We start from the raw sequence: 17,858 nt of genomic DNA, 5'->3' as shown, positions 1-17,858 counted from the left end.
GGTCACGGGGGCTCCCGGGGTGGGTCGGACGGGCGGCTCCCGCCGATCCTGCCGGTCGGCGCCCCGGGCGGGGACCTACGCTGCGGGCCGTGGACGTCCGCGTGGTCGCGATCGGCGAGGAGGACTGGCGCGCCTACCGCGCGGTCCGCCTCGAGATGCTCGCGGACACGCCCCTCGCGTTCGGCGAGACCCTCGAGCACGCGCTCGCCCTGGACGACGCCGAGTGGCGCTTCCGCGCCCGGCGCTGCGCCACACCGGGCAACGCCGGGTGGGCCGCGGTGGCCGAGGACGGGCGCTGGCTGGGGACGATGTCCGCGTTCGTGCACCCCGTCGAGGGGCCGTTCCTCGTCTCGGTGTTCGTGGCGCCGGGCCACCGCGGCCGGGCCGCGGGCGTCGCGGACGCGCTGCTCGACGCGGCGGTCGCGTGGGTCGGCCGGCAGGCGGAGCGCGGCACCCTGCTGCTGCACGTCCACGAGGACAACACCCGGGCCCGGGCCTTCTACCGCCGTCGTGGTTTCGTGGACACCGGCTTGCGGGTCCCGTACAGCCTGGACGAGACGACGGACGAGGTGGAGATGTGCCTGACGTTCCCGGCGGCACCGCAGTTCCCGGCGGCACCGTCGTTCCCGGCGGCACCGTCGTTCCCGGGCCCACCGTGAGCGGCGCGGCCGCGGGTGGTCTCGCGCTCGACGACGTCCTCGACGCGGCCCGGCAGCTCGCGGGGGTCGCCCACCGCACGCCCGTCCTGACGTCGCGGCAGCTGGACGAGCTCACCGCGTGCGGCGTCCACCTCAAGGCCGAGAACCTCCAGCGGATCGGGGCGTTCAAGTTCCGCGGCGCCTACAACGTCGTGTCGCGCCTGTCGCGCGAGCAGCTCCAGCGCGGGGTGGCGACCTACTCCTCGGGCAACCACGCGCAGGCCGTGGCGCTCGCGGCCGCGATGGTGGGCACCTCCGCGACGATCCTCATGCCCGAGGACACCCCGGCCGTGAAGGTGGCCGCGACGCGCGGCTACGGCGCCGAGGTCGTCACCTACGACCGGTACACGGGCGACCGGGTGGCCCTGGGCGGCGCGCTGGCCGCCGAGCGCGGGCTGACCGTGGTGCCGCCCTACGAGCACCACGGCGTCATGGCCGGTCAGGGCACCGCGGCGCTCGAGCTGCTCGAGGACGTCGGCGAGCTCGACGTCCTGCTGGTCCCCGTCGGGGGCGGCGGCCTGATGGCCGGCAGCGCGACGGTCGTGAAGGGCCTGCACCCGCGCACGCGCGTGGTCGGCGTGGAGCCCGCGGCCGGCGACGACACCCTCCGCTCGCTGCGCGCCGGGCACCGCGTGCGCATCGAGGTGCCCCGCACGATCGCGGACGGCCAGGCCGCCGAGGTCCCGGGCGAGCTGACCTTCGCGGTGAACTCCCGACTCGTCGACGACGTCGTGCTCGTCTCCGACGCCGAGCTGCGCGCCGCCCTCGTCTTCGCCTTCGACCGCCTGAAGGTCGTGCTGGAGCCGTCCGGCGCGTGCGCCCTGGCCGCGGTGCTGTTCGGGCGCGGGACGGAGCCGGGCCAGCGGGTCGGGGCGGTGCTGTCGGGCGGCAACGTCGGCGCGGCGCGGTTCGCCGAGCTCGTCGCGGGTGGTCAGGAGGTCGCGGAGCTCCCGGCGCGGGCCGGGCGCGCGGCGGCCGGTGTCACTGCCAGTGACGACATCTGACGTCTCTCGACGCTCAAGCCCGCGTGCCGGCACGCCGAAGCCTGGGGAGTCAGTCACTGAGAGTCCCCGAACCCCAGCCTCGAGGAGCCCCGCCGTGTCTCTGTCCCGTGCGTTCGCCACCGCCGTCCTCAGCGGTGCGCTCCTCACCGGAGCGGCCGCGCTCGCCCCCGCAGCCTCCGCGGCCCCCACCCCGTCGACGACCACGCCGTCGGTCACCACGGTGTCCAGCACGGTGACGGTGGTCGTCTCCGGCACCCGCACCCCCCAGGCCACGGGCCACCTCCGGGTCGTCCGGCCGACCGCCCTGAACGTCGTCCGCAAGGGCCACCTGCGCTGATCGGCCCAGTCCCGGCGCGCCCCGGTCGTTGAGACCTCACGCGCGACGGCAAGATGACCCGCATGGCGCGGATCGAGGACTACGCCCTCCTGGGCGACTTGCACACCGCGGCGCTGGTCGACCGGACGGGTTCGATCGACTGGCTCTGCTTCCCGCGCTTCGACTCGCCCGCGTGCTTCGCGGCGCTGCTCGACACCCCCGACGCGGGGCGCTGGCGGATCGGGCCGAGCGGCGGGGGCGCCTGCACGAGGCGCCGCTACGTCGACAGCTCGCTCGTCCTGGAGACGGAGTGGGACACCCCGGACGGGACCGTCCGGGTCACCGACTTCATGCCGCCGCGCGGCAACCACCCCGACGTCATCCGCATCGTGGAGGGCCTCGAGGGTGAGGTCCGGATGTCCTCGGAGCTCGCGCTCCGCTTCGACTACGGCTCGATCGTGCCGTGGGTGCGCCGGCGCGGTGACGAGCTGGAGGCCGTGGCGGGTCCCGACTCGGTGTGGTTCTGGTCCACCGCGGAGATCGAGGGCCGCGACCTGACGTCGGTGTCCGACTTCACGGTGCGCGAGGGCGAGCGCGTCCCCTTCGTCCTGACCTGGGGCAAGAGCCACGAGGAGATGCCGCACCGGCCCGACCCGTACCACGCGCTGCAGGAGTCCCTGGACTTCTGGTCGGAGTGGAGCGCCACCACGGCCGTCCCGCTCAGCGGCGTCTGGGGCGACGCCGTGTCCCGCTCCCTCACGGTGCTCAAGGCGATGATCTACGCGCCCACGGGCGGCATCGTCGCGGCCGTCACGACGTCGCTGCCCGAGGAGCTCGGCGGCTCCCGCAACTGGGACTACCGCTACTGCTGGCTGCGCGACGCGACGTACACGCTGCAGGCCCTGCTGCTGTCGGGCCACCTCGAGGAGGCGGCCGCCTGGCGCGCCTGGCTGCTGCGGACGGTCGCGGGGGACCCGGGCGACCTGCAGATCATGTACGGGCTCGACGGGACCCGCCGCCTGCCCGAGCTGGAGCTGCCCTGGCTGAAGGGGTACGAGGGCTCCTCGCCGGTGCGGATCGGCAACGCCGCGGCCGGGCAGCTGCAGCTCGACGTGTGGGGTGAGGTCCTCGACAGCCTGTTCCTGGCGCGGCAGGCGGGCCTGGAGCGCGAGGACGACTCCTGGAACCTGCAGAAGGCCCTCATGCACCACCTCGAGGCGCGCTGGCAGGAACCCGACAACGGGCTCTGGGAGATGCGCGGTCCGCGGCGGCACTTCACCCACTCCAAGGTCATGGCGTGGGTCGCCGCGGACCGGATGGTCCGCAGCGCCGAGGAGTTCGGCCTGGCCGGCCCGGTGCAGCGCTGGCGGCGGGTGCGCGAGGAGATCCGCGCCGACGTCCTGGCCCACGGGGTGTCGCCGACGACCGGGACGTTCACCCAGTCCTACGGCTCCGACTCCCTCGACGCGAGCCTGCTGCTCATCCCGCGCGTCGGCTTCCTGCCGTTCGACGACCCCCGCGTCGTCGCGACGATCGAGGCCGTCCAGCGGGAGCTGACCCAGGACGGCTTGGTGCTGCGCTACAAGGTGGAGGAGGCCGAGGACGGCCTGCCGGGTTCCGAGGGCGTGTTCCTCGCCTGCTCGTTCTGGCTCGTCGACGCGCTGCAGGGCATCGGGCGCACCGACGAGGCCGTCGCCCTGTTCGAGACGCTGCTCGCGCTGCGCAACGACCTCGGCCTGCTGGCCGAGGAGTACGACCCCGTCTCAAAGCGGCAGCTCGGCAACTTCCCGCAGGCCTTCAGCCACTTCCCGCTCGTCGTCGCCGCGCACCACCTCAGCGGCGGGGCCGGTGGCCGCAGCGACGAGGCCGCGGCCGACGACTGAGTCGCGCAGGCGACCGCGGGGAACGCCCCGCGGGCCTCGCCCGTCGGTCACGTCAGGGGGCCGGCCGGCGGTCCGGGGACGGAGGACGACATGGGTCTGCGCAACCTCGCGGCGCGCTTCGGTGCGGGCGCGGCGTCGGTGGACACGGTGCTGGAGCGCGACGTGGCCCAGCCGGGCGGAGGTGTCGGCGGCCGCGTGGTCGTGGTCGGCGGCTCGGTGGCCCAGGAGGTCGAGGAGGTCGTCGTCGCCCTGCAGGCCCGCGTCGAGGTGGAGAGCGGGGACTCCGAGTGGCGCGAGGACGTCGTCTTCGGCAGCGCCCGCGTCGGAGCCGGTTTCACCACCGTCCCCGGGCAGCGGACCGAGCTGCCGTTCTCCCTGACCCTGCCGTGGCAGACGCCGATCACGGCGGTGGGCGGCTGGACGCTGCGCGGCGTGCACGTCGGGGTCGTCACGAGGCTCGTCGTCGCGGGTGCGGTCGACCCGGGTGACCTGGACGGCCTGACCGTGGCGCCCCTGCCCGTGCAGCAGGCCGTGCTCGACGCGCTCGCCTCGCTGGGCTGGCGCTTCCGGCACGCGGACGTGGAGAAGGGCCGCGTGCGCGGCTCGGACCTGCCCTTCTACCAGGAGCTGGAGTTCGCCCCGCCCGCGCACGTGCGCAAGGTCGGCGAGCTGGAGGTCACGTTCCTCGCCGACCCGCAGGGCGTGGAGGTGGTCCTGGAGGCCGACCGACGCGGCGGGCTGCTCACCGAGGGCCGCGACGTGGTGAGCCGGCTGCGCCTGTCGCACGCCGACACCGACCGCGCACGGGTGGCCGCCGCGCTGGACCGCGCGGTGCACGAGCTGGGCTCCCGCCGCGGCTGGGGCTGGTGACCGGCCTCTCCACGGACCTCGCCGGGGCCCGCACCGGGAGCCGCGACACTCGACGTAGCCGCACCGGCCGCGGCGGGAGGGTCGGGACGGGTCGATGACCCGGTGCGCCCTCCGCTGCTCCCGCCTAGCGTCGGGGGCAGGTCCGGGCGACGGTGCCCGCGCCGACCCCGTTGGCGAGGAGCCGGACGATGACGTCGCTGGACCAGCTGCCCGAGATCACGACCGGGATCTACGTCGACGGGGAGGAGCAGGGCTCGGCCGGGCGCCTGGAGGTGCTCGACCCGGCCGACGGGCGTTCCGTGGTGGGTCACGCGGCCGCGGCGAGCGCGGAGCAGGCCCGCTCCGCGGTCGCCGCCGCGCACCGCGCGTCCGGGGAGTGGTCGCGGCGCAGCCCGCAGGACCGGGCGGGCCTGCTGCTCGCCGCGCTCGCCCCGCTGGAGGCCGACCGTGCGGCCACGGCCGAGGTGCTCACCCGGGAGAACGGGAAGGTGCGGGGTGAGTCCTTCGTCGACTCCCTCGTCTTCGACCACCGCTTCCACCTCGCGGCGGCGCTCGCCGACCAGGTCGGGTCGGTGACCACGCTGCCGGGGCCGCCGCACCGGACCGAGGTGTCCCACGTCCCGCTGGGCGTCGTGACGATCATCGTGCCGTTCAACTGGCCGCTCGCGATCCTGGCGGCGTCCCTGCCCTACGCGCTGCTGGCGGGGAACACCGTCGTGGTCAAGCCGCCGCCCTCCTGCCCGCTGGCCACGGTGCTGACGGTGCAGCGGGTCGCCGCCTCGCTGCCGCCGGGGGTGCTCAACGTCGTCACCGGGACCGACGCCGAGATCGGCGGCCCGCTCGTCGCCGACGACCGGGTGCGCCGGGTGTGCTTCACCGGCAGCCTGCGCGGTGGCCGCGGCGTCATGTCCGCGGCCGCGGCGACCCTGACGCGCGTGACGCTCGAGCTCGGCGGCAACGACCCCGCCCTGGTGCTCGACGACGCGGACCTCGGCGAGGAGGCCCTGCAGCGGTTGTTCACCGGCTCCTTCGACACCACCGGTCAGGTGTGCATGGCCGTGAAGCGCCTCTACGTGCACCGCTCCCGCTACGACGAGGTCGTGGAGGGGCTCACCGCGCTGCTCGCCGCGACGCGCCTGGGCCACGGGCTCGACGAGGGCGTGACGATGGGGCCGCTGCACGACGCCCGCCAGCAGGCCTACGTGCAGGAACTGCTCGACCAGGCGCGCTCCACCGGGGCCGAGGTCCGCCAGCGCGGTGAGGCGGCCGCGGGCGCCGACCTCTCACGGGGGAACTTCCTGCGGCCCTCGCTGGTCCTGGACCCCGCCGACGACACCCGGGTGGTCGCCGAGGAGCAGTTCGGGCCGACCCTGCCCGTGCTGCCCTTCGACGACGACGCCGACGCGCTCGCCCGGGCCAACCGGTCGATGTTCGGGCTCTGCTCGTCGGTGTGGACGAGCGACCCCGACCGGGCCGCCGCCCTGGCCCGGCAGCTGCGGTCGGGGTACACCTTCGTCAACGCCCACGGGGCCGCCCACCTCGACGAGCGCGCACCCTTCGGCGGCGTCGCCCACAGCGGCATGGGCCGGGAGATGGGCCTGGAGGGCCTGCGGGAGTTCACGGACACCCACGCGATCGGGTTCCCGGCGTGAGCGTCAGCGCAGCAGGAACTCCTGCAGGCCGGCGAGGTCGTCGGTGTTGATGTGGTCGACGCCCGCGGCGACCAGCTCGGCCCACACGGCCTCGCGCTCGGGGCCGGGGGCGTCCGGGGTCTCCCAGAACCGGACGGTGCGCCCGGCGAGGTGGGCGGCGTCCACCGCGCTCTGCAGGCGCGCGCGCTCCGCGGCGGGCATCTCGCCGACGCCCTGCCACGTGAACAGGTTGTTCCAGTTGTCGCTGACGAGGGGCATGAACTGCGGGTCGGCGCCGCTGGCCAGGTCGCCCGAGCGGCCGTCGTAGCCGGCGTAGCGCACGTGCTGGCGCGCCATCAGGTCCAGCGGGCGGTTGCCCGAGACGACGGCGGTCACCGCGCCCGGCTCGGCGTCGTAGCCGTCGTCGGTCATCGTGAAGCGCGTCATCGTGCTGCGGTAGCCGGCCAGGACGGCGTTCAGCCGGCGGTAGGTCGGCACGGCCTCGGTCTTGATGTCGATGAGCAGCTGCACGGGGGCGTCGTGGCCGGGGTACACGGAGCCGTCGCCGGCCTCGGCGAGCGCCTCGAGCGGGTCGAGGTAGAGCGCCTGCAGCGTGCGGGCCGGGTCGAGGTCCTCGGGGTCGTGCGCGACGAGGAGCTCGCCGTCGACGAGGTAGACGTCGGCCTCGACGCTCGTGAACCCCTGGTCCAGGGCGTCGAACAGCGGGCGGTCGTGCTCGTAGTCGTTGTGCGCGTGGGCCTGCGGCAGCGGCGTGGCGGTGATCGGGGCGACGGGGGCCGGAGCGGCCGCGGTCGCCGCGGTGGCACCCACGGGCAGCAGGACCGCGCTGACGAGGGCGGCGAGGACGGGCAGGGAGCGGCGCATGCGGTGGACCTCCGGGGTGGGGGAGCGGTTGCGCGCCGAAACCTAGGAGGCGGCTGTGACCGCAGGCCCAACGAGGACTGGACACCGCGTGCACGGGGCGCCTCGCGCAGACGACCGGCACCCGTCGCGTCGGGTCCGCGGCGGTCGACTGTCGAGGGTCCCTTCGGATCTGCGGATGTGGGAAGGCAGACCTGGCCTAGCGAGCTAGGTCGCCGCAATCACTGACGCCCGTCACAGCCCACGATCGCCAGAGGCGACGGTCGCGGCACGAGCAGCCCTGTGTCGAGCAGCCGCCGCGAGAACGGCGCAGCGGGTCACGCGCAGCGAGGCATGACCGTGACGTCGCACCGCTCCTGACGCTTCTGCCAGGAACCGCTTCAGATGGGGAGGCGATCCGAGTCCAGCATCCGTGGGGTTAGGGCGGCCGTGATAACGGCCAGGACCGTGACGACGCCTTGCCCGATCGGGGCCAGAGGGCCGCCGAGCTCCAGGACGTAGATGGCGTAGCCGTTGGCGGCTGCGTCGGTGAGCAGGATCGTCGGAGCCAGGAGCAAGCCGGCGCGGTGACGGCGGGCGATCAGGACCGCGCCCAGGGGATCCAGCAGGAGAAGGGCACTCCAGTAGGCGGCGAGCCAGTCGGGAGCGTAGGCGTAAGGCGCCCAGCCGGCGATGAGGAAGTCGAGGAGGTGCTGCAGACCTCCCCACGCCAGCAGGAGGATCAAGGCGACAGAAGTCGCCCGCATCCAGCGGGGCTCGTTGGCCCACCGCTTCGACAGCACGGAGGGCAGCCTGTCAGCTTGGCGTGGTCCAAGCCCAGGAGATCGAGAGTTCGCCGAGCGCGCGACGTCCTCGCCACACCGGAGGCACACGCAGCGCGTCGTGAGCGCCGAGTCAACGACCCGTCGAAGCGACAGAGTCCACCGCGGTAGTGCGTACGACGGGACACTGACCCGTCTAGGCGATGATGCGCGAGCGGTCTGTGGTGGATGCTCAGAGGGTGCCCACCCGCGCTCCTGTCACACCGCTGAGGTACTACCGCTTCTTGGTCTTGGGGTACTCCGTCTTCTTGGCCTGCCTCGTCATCACGGTGATCGACCGCGCGATGCGGGCACAGTGGTGGTGGTTCGTCGGCTCCGTGGTGCTGATGGTGTGGGCCGCGGTCATGCTGGTTACGACGGTGCGTCACCGGCGACCGAGGTCCGCCACCCAGCAAGTCGCGAGAACCCGTGCGACCGGCGAGGCGTCTGCGCAAGCAGAGTGGGATCCGTCGCGGCTGCGTGATCTTGCTGCGGATCGTGGGTTGGATCTCAGCACGTCAGCAGGACGGATGGCCCTGATCAATGCGCTGCGTGAGTCGGATGAGCGACTGGGACTCGTCGCCGCCAAGTACCTAGTCGATCGCGTCTCTTGAGAGGGTCGCCGGGGATGAGGCACGTCTCTATCGGAGGTGCTGGTCGATCACGACCGCCAGCTCGGCGGCGTCGAGGTCACCGGCGACCACGGCGAGGATCATCTGCTCGGCGTCGTCGACGTCCATGACCAGGTCGGTGTCGTTGAGCAGGCAGAAGACGCGGGTGGCTGACCAGGCAAGGCGCTCGTTGCCGTCGACCGGGGAGTGGTTGCGGGACAGGGAGTGCATGAGGGCCGCGGCCTGATCGGGCAACCTCGGGTAGGCCTCACGGCCGAAGACGGTGGTGCGGGGCCGCGCGGCGGCCGAAGCCATCAGGCCCAGATCACGGACCTGCACGCCCTCGATCACACCGGCGGCGATCTCGAGGAGGTCTTCAGTGGTCAGGTGATCGATCGGGCGACCTCGCTCGCTCACCGGGCCAGACGGGCGAGGAGTTCAGCGTCTTCGGTACGCACCCGGTCGATGGCCGCGCGCAGGCGGGCGGGACGGTCGGAGACGTACTCACCGATAGCGGCGCGGGCCACCTCCTGCATGGAGCGCCCTTCCTGCTCCGCACGTCGGCGCAGGGCCTCGGCCTCTTCGTCGGTCAGTCGCAGGTTCATGGCCACGCACGGATGGTACCGCCGTGGTACCAGGTGTGCGAGCCTCTTGAGATCGTGAACCGTCCGCGGCCGCCCCGGCGGGTCAGGGTCAAGGGCAGCTGAGCCGACGCGACGTCGCTCTGTGCACCTTCCGAGCATGAAGGCCCCACCTCGCGGCCACGGCAGCAGCCGCGCCGCCCAAGAGCAGCCCGAACCACCACGAGCCGCCCTCGGAGAAGGTCACGTTGACGGCCCCGACCAGCAAGCCGACCACCACCAGGCTGGCGGTGATCCACCAGAACCAGGTGGCGAAGAGGACCGCCCCCCGGGCAGTGGCGGCGAGAGCCTTCCCGACCATCCGTTGCGTGGTGGTCCGTGAGCTCTGCTCACCAGTCGTGGGCGAGGCGGCACTGATGACCCGCTGGGCCGCGACCATGTCCTGGGTGGCGTCGGCTGAGGTACGAGCGGTCCATGTCTGGCAACCGCTCGGGTCCTCCGTCTTGATGGCGGCGACCACGGCCCGTGCAGTCACACCGGCTGGCAGGGCTTCGACCTCGAAACCCATCAAGCGCAGGGGCTGGTCGGCACTACGTGCGGAGGCGTCGCCGTCTGTGGGCATGCCTCATGCTGCCACCGCCACCGCTCGGTGACCGTCGGCTGTTCTCAGCGGATGACCTCGACGTCTTGCCCCAGTTCGCGCCGCAGTACGGGCAGGTGCCGCTTGGAGGGACGCACCAGGTGGGCGGTGCGGGCGGCCTGGAGCAGAGGCAGGTCGCTGAGGCTGTCGGAGTAGGCGTGGTCCACGGGCAGGTCGATGCCGGCCTCGACCAGGGCCTGCACCTTCCGGTGACCGCGGGCGCGCACCGCGTGCGGCAGGCGCCAGCGGTGGGTGGTGAAAGTGCTGGCGACGATCTCGACGTTCAGCAGGCCCAGGGTCCGGCAGATCTCGCGCGCCAGGGGTTCGGCGCAGGCGGTAGCGATGATGACCCGGTCCTCGGCGGCCAGGTGCTCCTTCAGGCGCTGCACCGTGACGTCGATGCGGCGGCCACCGTCGTCTCCGGCGTGCTCGGCGGCGAAGTCGCGCACCACCGCTTGGAAGCGGTGCGGGTGCAGGCCCACGGTGGCCGCCCAGACGACGACACGTTCGGCGTGCAGTCGGCTTGTGCTGCGGGCGCCGAGCAGCAACCACGCCGGGGCGGTCAGCGCCACCAGGACCAGCCGCAGGGGCGAGCGTCGCAGTAGGTGCTTGAGCAGGCGGGCGAAGGAGTCGGAGGCGACCAGGGTGTCGTCCAGGTCGAAGACCACGCACTGCTGTCGAGACACCCGGCGACCCTAGGGGGGCGTCCGACCGACCACGCGCAGATCGGCGGGAGCGTGACGTCGAAGCAGCACTCCGGTACTCAGGCAGTCCCTCCGATCTGCAGGTTCGACGGGCCCGTCCAGGGCGTGCCGTCCGGGTCCTGCCAGGAGATGACGTGGTCCAGCGGTGGCACCGGGAGGTGCCCGAACGTGCGGGCCGCGCGCGTGGCTTCTTGCGCTGAAGCGTCTTCCCCCTCGACGTGGGGGAGCGTGAGGTACAGGCGCCGCACGCGGAAGGTGGTGTACGCGGTCGTGCCCGGGCGACCGCCACCGACGTCCCAGCGGGCGGGGTCGCGACGGAACCGCTCGACGTCGTGGCGGGTCCGCTCGTCGGTGCGCAGGAGGGTCCAGAGCTCGTCGTCCGTCGCGGCGGCGGCCCGCGACACCTCCTGCGGCGCCGCTCCACGCAGCACGAGCTCCGTCCAGTGGCGGAGCAGGCCGGTGGCGAGCACGTTGGCCGGGGAGAGCTGGGACCGTGCCTCGGCGACCACCAGGCGACCGAGCTCGTCCGCGGTGTCGGCGTCGGTGCTGACGGCTCCGCCGCGGAGGCGCGACCGCGAGAGCACCTCGTGGCCGCTCACCCGGAGCCGGCCCTGCCGGTGGCCGCTGCGCACGAACGAGTCCAGGTGGTCGAGGGTGAGCATGCCGTGCGCCGACGCCAGCGGGCCGTTCCCTGCTCGCCGCAGCCGATCGGCGACCTGTCGGACGTCGAGGCCGTAGCGGTCCAGAAGGGGCGCCAGCGTGGCGAGGCGCTCGATCCCGAGGTGGTGGTGGTCGAGCCCGCGCACTCCCTCCGCCGTGTGGCTGAAGGGCAGGTGACCGATGTCGTGGAGCAGCGCCGCGGCGCGTCCCGCGTCGTCGTCGTCACGGAAGTGGGCGACGAGGGCGAGGACTCCGAGGGAGTGCTCCAGCCGGGACCCGCTCTGGGTGGTCACCAGGGCGGCCGCGCCTGCGTGCGCGACGAACTGCAGCCGCCGGACCCACCAGGTGCGCAGGAGGTCGCGCTCGAGGGGGCGGAGGTCGACGGTCACGCCCCACACCGGGTCGGTGTAGGTGCCGTCCAGGCCGAGGGTGTCCGCTCCGTGGTCCACTCGTCCCCTCTCCGCACGACGGTCCCGCGTGGTCCGGCCGACGCGGAGACTCTGGCACGAGTTCCTGGGCGTTCTCGCGCAGCCCGCCGTCAGGCGGCGGTGCCCAGCACGCGGCGCAGCCAGACCCGGGTGGGGTCGAGCTCGTCGGGCAGGAGGGGGTGGCCGAGGACCGGCGGTGGGGAACTCCCGTACGCGTGCCCGGTCGGGGTCCTGAGGGCGGTGACGCCGGTGACCGGGTCGCGCGTGGCGGAGAACCCGGGGAGTTCCTTGGTGTGGTTGCACGCCTCGCACAACCCCTGCCCGTTCACCGCGCTCGTCGCCCCGCCCCGGGCGTGGGGTTCGACGTGGTCGAGGTGGCGGATCGGGGCGTCGCAGTGCGGTGTGGCGCACCGCTGGTCGCGTGCGCGGAGGAACGCCGCGAGACCCGCGGGGAACACCCGTGCGCTGGAGTCCAGACCCACGAGGCGGTGGTCGTCGGGGGCGGTGAACGACCGTCGCACCCACGCCTGACCGGCCTCGGTGGCGGTGGCGAGGAGTTCTCGCGCGATCCGCGCGGGGACGGGACCGTGCCCGGGGACGCTCGCGGACGCCGTCCCGGCCGCCAGCAGCGTGTCGGTGTCCATGACGAGGTGCACCACGACGGGGACCGCCTCGGTGTGCGGGTCCCGGCCGGTGACCCGCTCCACGAGCGTGTCGGCCATGACCTGGCCCCGGCCCCGGTCGTCTCCCGGTGCGCGCGTCGCGGCGTGCTCCCGGACCGCGGTCAGCAGGGCCGCGTGCACGGCGACGCCCTCGGCGACGGGGAGCAGCGCGGTCAGGTACGTCATGGTGTCGGGAGCCGGCCGGAGGGACACGCACCGTTCGGTGGCGGCCTTGCGGGCCCGGGCCACCGCCGCCGCGGGGTCGGCCTGCTGCGCCAGCGCCCGTGCGGAGCCGATCACCGTGGCCGCCCCGACCCCCGGCCGGGCGAACACCGCGGCGAGCCCCCGGTCGACCCGGGCCCGGTCCTCGCGGCCGAGGCACGCGGTGGCCTGGACGACCTTCGTCGCGGTCCACTCCTCGATCGAGCCGGACCGCAGCGCCCGCAACGTCTCCGGCAGCTCCTCCACCAGCGCCCGCGCCGCCCCCGCGTGCCGGCCACCCAGGTGCTGGGAGACCCCCCGCGCCAGGGCCACCTGCGGCCCGACCGATCGGCCGCGCCGCGCGGCGGGGACCCCCGCGGCGGCCTCGGCCGCGCGCACCGACGCCCCGAGGGCCGCGCTCGCCTCGGCCTGCACCGCCGCCAGCGCCCGCTTGGCCCGCTCCGCGCCGGCGATCAGCTCGACGAGGTCCGCGTCCGCCGGCCCGGCCCCCACGCACCGCGCCACGTCCGCCACCGCCGTACGGAGACGCGCCAGCGCGTCACCGGGGGCGGCTGCGGGAGCAGTGGACACGTGTTCGATTCTAGGCCAACGACGGCTCTGGGTCAAGGTAAATTGTTGCGGCACAGAGGGTCACGGCGCAGGCCGCCCGCTCCGGAGGACGACCGCGACCGGTCAGGACCGGCCCTGACGCGACCCCGCGTAGGCCGCCTCGCGCACGTGCTGCCAGCCCACCGGCATGTCCAGCCCGGGGAAGGGGTGCAGGACGGGGTCGTAGGTGATGACGCGCTCGGGGGCCGTCGACGGGTCCTGCAGCAGCCGGAGCTCGGCGAACGGCCGCCAGGGCCCGCGCGGGTCGGCGACGGCGAGCAGGAAGCGGCCGGCGCGCCAGCGGGCACCCAGCAGGACCAGGCCCCGGTCGGTGTGGAACGCGGAGATGCTGGAGTAGGTGGGCCGGCGCCAGTGCCCGCTCGGCAGGGGGAACCGCCGCGCGGGCCAGCGGTCCGCGCTGGAGGCCAGCAGCAGGTCCCAGGGGTCGCCGTCGGGGCTGCTGACCCGCAGGCCGATGCCGAACACGTCGGGCAGCGGGGCCGGCAGGCCCGCCCCCCGGGAGAACCGGACGACCGCCCGGTCGACCCCCGGCTCGTCGATCCACCCCACCCCGGTCGCGGGGCTGGACCCGTGGCGGACGACCTCGGCGTCGACGACCGTGCCGACGGTGTGCACGGCCTTCGCCGAGCGCAGCGAGGCGAGCAGCCGGAAGGCCCGGGTCACGGCGGTGTCCAGCAGGTCGACGGTGCGGTCCACGCGACGATCCTGCGGGACCCGACGGCCGCCCGCACCCGCGGCGCTCAGGTGGTGGGGGCGCCCGGCAGGCGGTAGACGGACACGTGCGAGCGCGAGTCCGCGGTGAACTCGGCGCCGCTGAAGTCGGCCTCGCGCGACTCCAGGACGAAGCCCGCCAGCCGTGCCATGAGGTCCAGCTCCGACGGCCACACGTAGCGGTGCGGACTGCGGAACAGCTCGGCCTCGCGGCCCTCGCCGAAGCGGACGTGGTGGGACACGACCCGCTGGCGCAGCACGTCGTAGGTGTCCAGGCCGAGGTAGCCGTCCTCCTGCGCCCAGACCGTGGCCCGGCGCCCCGGGGGCAGCGACCGCAGTTCCGGGACCCACAGCTCGACGAGGAAGCACCCGCCCGGGGCGAGGTGGCGGGCGGCGTTGCGGAAGCACGCCACCTGCTCGTCCTGGGTCAGCAGGTTCGAGATCGTGTTGAAGACGAGGTACACGAGCGAGAACTCACCGGGAACCCGGGTGGTCGCCATGTCCCCCTCGACGACGGGGAGCGCGGCCTCGTCCACCTTCTGCCGCAGCACGTCCAGCATGGGCCGCGACAGCTCCACACCCGCGACGGGGACCCCGCGCGCGGCGAGCGGCACCGCCACCCGGCCCGTCCCGACCGCGAACTCCAGCGCCCGCCCGGCCCCCGCGAGGGCGGCGAGGCGGTCGACGGTGGGGCCCAGCACGTCCGGCGCGAACATCCCCGTCCCCGGGGTGTCGTAGCTGCGCGCGGCGTCGTCGTCCCAGATCCCCTGCACGCGGGTCAGCGTGCTGCGGGGCCGCGGGCGGTGTCCACGGGTTTCCGCACCACCGGCCGGCGGCACCGGGTCAGGACGGTGCGTCCTCGCCCCCCGAGGCGGCGGGTTCGAACCACACCGTCTTGCCGGGTTCCCCGTGGGCCGCCGGGGCGTCGACGCCCCAGTCGCGGGAGATGGTGTCGAGCAGGTCGAGGCCGCGACCCGTGGTCGAGGTCGCCCCCGACCGCCGCGGCTGCAGCGCCTGCGGCGAGGAGTCGGTGACGGCGATGCGCACGGTGCCCGCGCCGGAGCGGCACACGGTCAGCAGGACCGGGGTCGCGGCGTGCAGCACCGCGTTCGTGAGCAGCTCCGACGTGCCGAGCTCCGCGGCCTCGTCGACGTCCCCGGCCCCGGCCGCGCGCAGCACCGCGCGGACGTGGCGGCGGGCCGCGCCGACCGACGTGGGGACGGGCGGCAGGGCGAGCGGCTCGCCGATCACCTCGCACGTGTCCGGCCCGCACCGGGAGACCGGCGAGGGGTCCGGCGCGGGCGCCGCGCGCCCGGTGAGCACCGGGCCGCCGGCCGGCCCGCCCGCGACATCGGCCCAGGGCCGGGGCGCGTGCCCCGCGAGCTGCCGGACGAACTCGGTGAAGACCCAGGTGCGGTAGGCGTGCACCTCCGGCGCGGGCGGCATGGTCAGCACGTGCTGCGCGTCGCGGCAGTAGTCGTCGGCCTCGTCCATGACGTCGGCGAGGTGCTCGACGAAGGGCCCGAGGCCCGGCGGGACGGTGTAGCCGAGGTCGCAGGTCTCGAGACCGGCGGCCTCGGCGGCCAGCGCCGTGGCCGCCGCCTCGGCCTGGAACGGGGCGTACGTCGTCCTGATCTCGGCCGCGAGGTCCAGCAGGCGCTGCGGGAGGGTCGTCGACGCGCTCCGGCCGGCGCCGATCTCGATGAGCGCGAGCTCCCGGAGCAGACCCCCGGTGTAGTCGCCGAAGGCGGCGCGCGTGCGCAGCGGGACGCCGACGAGCCGCACGGTCGCGGTCGGGGCGTCCTCGTGTGGTGCCACGTCAGCAGCGTAGGCGGGCGGGGACCGCGTCCGTCGCGCGCGGACGGCGGCTCCGCACCGGTCCGCCGGCACGGTGCGGCGCCACGGTGCGCGACGAGTCGTGTCGGGATCGGCCAGACTGGGACGCTCGCGGCGCAGTGGGCGGAGCACCGCGCTGGTCGTCCGGTGTGAGGAGAACGTGCGTGGTGCAGCCCCCGACCGTCGCCGAGGCGGCGCGAGCGCTGGTGGCCGACGCCCCGCGCACGGCCGCGGCCCGGCGGCTGCGGCCACCGCGGGCCGTGCCGGGCCTCGCGCGGCTGACCCGGCTCGCGGCGCAGCTGCTGGGCACGTCCTCGGCGCAGGTGTCGCTGCTCACCGACGTCGAGACGATCGCGGGCGGGTACGGCCCCGAGGCGGGCCGCCCCGGTGAGCAGAAGCCGCTCGGCGCCACGATCTGCTCGCTGACCGCCTCCTCCCGGGCCCCGCTGGCCATCGCCGACACCCGCAGGGACCCGCGCGTCGCGGACCTGCCGCCCGTGACGTCGGGCGCCGTCGGGTCGTACCTCGGGGTGCCCCTGACGGCGGACGGCGGTGCGGTCGTCGGCGCGGTCTGCGTCTTCGCCCCGGCCGCGCGGACGTGGGACGAGCGCGACGTCGACGTGCTGCAGCAGGTCGCGGCCACCGTCGCGGCCGAGCTGCAGCTCGCGGCGCTGAACGACGACTACCGGACGAGCCGCGCGCTGCTGGAGCTGTCGGTGACCGCCGCGGGCATCGGCACCTTCGACGTCGACCTCGTCACCGAGGTCCTGACGACCAACGACCGGCTCCTGGAGCTGTCCGGGCTGACGCGGGCCGGGTTCAGCGGCCGGCCGCAGGACGTCTACGCCCACGTCCACCCCGACGACGTCGGGGAGGTCGTCCACCGCCTGCGCGAGGTCGCCGAGCGCGGGGGCGAGTACACCGCCCACTACCGGGTCGTCGAGGCCGACGGCAGCCACCGCTGGCTCACCGCGCGCGGGTCGGCGCTGCCGGGACCGGACGGGACGCCCGCGCGGCTGCTGGGCGCCGTGTACGACGTCACCGCGGTCCGGCAGGCGGGGGAGCGGGTCGAGGCGATCCTCGACGCCATGGCGGTCGGGCACCTCGCCCTGGACGCGGACTGGCGGGTCACGTACGCCAACGCGGAGGCTGAGCGGCTCGTCGGCCGGAGCCGCGAGGAGCTGCTGGGCGACGACTTCTTCACGACGTGCCCCGCGCCGCTGAGCGGCCGGCACGAGGCGGACTACCGCCTCGCGGTCTCCACGGGACAGCCCGTCGTCTTCGACGCCCACGCCGGCCCCGCCGACGCGTGGGTCGAGGTCCGCGCGCTGCCGGGCCGGGAGGGGCTGGGCGTGTACCTGCTCGACGTCACGGCCCGCCGGCAGGCGCAGCTGGCCGCCGAGGAGGCCGCCGCCCGCCTGGGGCTGCTCGCGGCGGTCACGACCGCGCTGACCGACACCCTTGACGCCGAGCGGGCCGTCGCCCGGCTGGCGCAGCTCGTGGTGCCCGCGCTGGGCGACTGGTGCGTGGTGACGCTGGTCGACGACGACACGGCCGCCGGGGCCCTGTCGGCGGGACGCTCCGGGCGCGCGGTCGACCTGCGCCGCGGCCTGCGCGACGTCGGCTGGTGGCACCGGGACGCCGCGCTGCGGCCGCTCGTCGAGGCCTACACGGCCTGCCGCATCGGCGACCTCGGCGACGGCGCCCACCTGCTGCGCGCCCTGCGCGAGGCGCGCCCGCTGCACCTGGCGCGGGCGACCGAGGAGATCTCCGCCGTCCTGACGCCCGGCGGGGAGGCCGTGGCGCTGCTGCGGGAGCTGGCCCCGGCCTCGGCGTCGGTGTTCCCGCTGCGCGGGCGGGGCCGGACGGTCGGGCTGCTGACGCTCTTCGCCGGGCCGGACCGGGTGCCGCTGACCGACGTCGAGGTCGCGACCGCGGGGGAGGTCGCGGCGCGCGCGGGCCTGGCGCTGGACTCGGCTCGGTTGTACCGGCAGCAGCGCGACCTCGCCGAGGGCCTGCAGCGCTCGCTGCTCTCGGAGCCGCCGGAGCCCGACCACGGTCAGATCGTCGTGCGCTACGTGCCCGCCGCGGAGGCCGCCCAGGTCGGCGG

The 17,858-nt window shown here is 74.8% G+C and carries 19 protein-coding genes; 8 read left to right on the top strand and 11 right to left on the bottom strand.

What is annotated here, in order from left to right:
- The first annotated feature begins 89 nt into the window (after window positions 1-89).
- The 6 genes from GTR02_RS09810 to GTR02_RS09785 all read left to right on the top strand — a co-directional run bounded on the left by GTR02_RS09810 (window position 90) and on the right by GTR02_RS09785 (window position 6,423).
- Window positions 90-659, top strand: coding sequence for a GNAT family N-acetyltransferase (locus GTR02_RS09810; RefSeq protein ID WP_205708960.1), 570 nt, complete (start codon window positions 90-92; stop codon window positions 657-659).
- Window positions 656-1,702, top strand: a complete 1,047-nt coding sequence (locus GTR02_RS09805; RefSeq protein ID WP_166607302.1) for a pyridoxal-phosphate dependent enzyme — start codon at window positions 656-658, stop codon at window positions 1,700-1,702. Before GTR02_RS09810 ends, GTR02_RS09805 begins: the two co-directional genes overlap by 4 nt.
- A gap of 94 nt (window positions 1,703-1,796) precedes the next feature.
- Window positions 1,797-2,039, top strand: a complete 243-nt coding sequence (locus GTR02_RS09800) for a hypothetical protein (protein ID WP_166607301.1) — start codon at window positions 1,797-1,799, stop codon at window positions 2,037-2,039.
- A 62-nt stretch (window positions 2,040-2,101) separates the two neighbouring features.
- Entirely contained in the window at window positions 2,102-3,901 is a 1,800-nt protein-coding gene (locus GTR02_RS09795) for a glycoside hydrolase family 15 protein (RefSeq protein WP_166607300.1), read from the top strand.
- 90 nt (window positions 3,902-3,991) lie between these two features.
- A complete protein-coding gene (locus GTR02_RS09790) occupies window positions 3,992-4,771 on the top strand; it encodes a sporulation protein (protein WP_166607299.1) in 780 nt (259 codons plus the stop codon).
- Between the two features lie 188 nt (window positions 4,772-4,959).
- Complete coding sequence (locus GTR02_RS09785; RefSeq protein WP_166607298.1) at window positions 4,960-6,423, top strand: aldehyde dehydrogenase family protein; 1,464 nt, start codon at window positions 4,960-4,962, stop codon at window positions 6,421-6,423.
- A 3-nt stretch (window positions 6,424-6,426) separates the two neighbouring features.
- Here GTR02_RS09785 and GTR02_RS09780 read toward each other — a convergent pair whose 3' ends face one another.
- Both GTR02_RS09780 and GTR02_RS09775 read right to left on the bottom strand, forming a co-directional pair.
- The gene (locus tag GTR02_RS09780) at window positions 6,427-7,287 is read right to left on the bottom strand and encodes a phosphatidylinositol-specific phospholipase C/glycerophosphodiester phosphodiesterase family protein (RefSeq protein WP_166607297.1); all 861 of its coding nucleotides are present in this window, start codon (window positions 7,285-7,287) and stop codon (window positions 6,427-6,429) included.
- A gap of 377 nt (window positions 7,288-7,664) precedes the next feature.
- The gene (locus GTR02_RS09775) at window positions 7,665-8,066 is read right to left on the bottom strand and encodes a hypothetical protein (protein WP_205708959.1); all 402 of its coding nucleotides are present in this window, start codon (window positions 8,064-8,066) and stop codon (window positions 7,665-7,667) included.
- Window positions 8,067-8,284: 218 nt separating this feature from the next.
- Here GTR02_RS09775 and GTR02_RS09770 point away from each other — a divergent pair, with 218 nt between their 5' ends.
- Window positions 8,285-8,698 carry a hypothetical protein gene (locus GTR02_RS09770; protein WP_166607296.1) on the top strand — a complete coding sequence of 138 codons (414 nt, stop codon included), beginning with the start codon at window positions 8,285-8,287 and terminating at the stop codon, window positions 8,696-8,698.
- Between the two features lie 27 nt (window positions 8,699-8,725).
- On the opposite strand, the gene GTR02_RS09765 is transcribed toward GTR02_RS09770, so the two are convergent.
- The 9 genes from GTR02_RS09765 to GTR02_RS09725 all read right to left on the bottom strand — a co-directional run bounded on the left by GTR02_RS09765 (window position 8,726) and on the right by GTR02_RS09725 (window position 15,730).
- Window positions 8,726-9,112: a Fic family protein gene (locus GTR02_RS09765; protein ID WP_166607295.1), complete on the bottom strand. Its 387-nt coding sequence runs from the start codon at window positions 9,110-9,112 to the stop codon at window positions 8,726-8,728.
- Window positions 9,109-9,306: a ribbon-helix-helix protein, CopG family gene (locus GTR02_RS09760; protein WP_166607294.1), complete on the bottom strand. Its 198-nt coding sequence runs from the start codon at window positions 9,304-9,306 to the stop codon at window positions 9,109-9,111. The genes GTR02_RS09765 and GTR02_RS09760 overlap by 4 nt, the downstream gene beginning before the upstream one ends.
- Before the next feature lie 82 nt (window positions 9,307-9,388).
- Window positions 9,389-9,898 carry a hypothetical protein gene (locus GTR02_RS09755; protein WP_166607293.1) on the bottom strand — a complete coding sequence of 170 codons (510 nt, stop codon included), beginning with the start codon at window positions 9,896-9,898 and terminating at the stop codon, window positions 9,389-9,391.
- Between the two features lie 44 nt (window positions 9,899-9,942).
- A complete protein-coding gene (locus GTR02_RS09750; RefSeq protein ID WP_166607292.1) occupies window positions 9,943-10,602 on the bottom strand; it encodes a haloacid dehalogenase-like hydrolase in 660 nt (219 codons plus the stop codon).
- Between the two features lie 77 nt (window positions 10,603-10,679).
- The gene (locus GTR02_RS09745; protein WP_166607291.1) at window positions 10,680-11,729 is read right to left on the bottom strand and encodes an HD domain-containing protein; all 1,050 of its coding nucleotides are present in this window, start codon (window positions 11,727-11,729) and stop codon (window positions 10,680-10,682) included.
- Between the two features lie 89 nt (window positions 11,730-11,818).
- Window positions 11,819-13,162, bottom strand: a complete 1,344-nt coding sequence (locus tag GTR02_RS09740) for a DUF222 domain-containing protein (RefSeq protein ID WP_205708958.1) — start codon at window positions 13,160-13,162, stop codon at window positions 11,819-11,821.
- A 102-nt stretch (window positions 13,163-13,264) separates the two neighbouring features.
- Window positions 13,265-13,897: a hypothetical protein gene (locus tag GTR02_RS09735; protein ID WP_166607290.1), complete on the bottom strand. Its 633-nt coding sequence runs from the start codon at window positions 13,895-13,897 to the stop codon at window positions 13,265-13,267.
- Window positions 13,898-13,941: 44 nt separating this feature from the next.
- Entirely contained in the window at window positions 13,942-14,628 is a 687-nt protein-coding gene (locus tag GTR02_RS09730; protein ID WP_166607303.1) for a methyltransferase domain-containing protein, read from the bottom strand.
- A 127-nt stretch (window positions 14,629-14,755) separates the two neighbouring features.
- On the bottom strand, window positions 14,756-15,730 hold the full coding sequence (locus GTR02_RS09725; protein ID WP_166607289.1) for an ATP-binding protein: 975 nt from the start codon (window positions 15,728-15,730) through the stop codon (window positions 14,756-14,758).
- Between the two features lie 182 nt (window positions 15,731-15,912).
- Between GTR02_RS09725 and GTR02_RS09720 the strand changes: the two genes are divergently transcribed.
- A partial coding sequence (locus GTR02_RS09720; RefSeq protein WP_338073711.1) for a GAF domain-containing protein occupies window positions 15,913-17,858 on the top strand: 1,946 nt, incomplete at its 3' end.

This window comes from Kineococcus siccus (genome assembly GCF_009906795.1).
Classification (GTDB): domain Bacteria; phylum Actinomycetota; class Actinomycetes; order Actinomycetales; family Kineococcaceae; genus Kineococcus; species Kineococcus siccus.
This window is presented reverse-complemented; position numbering and strand designations above follow the sequence as displayed.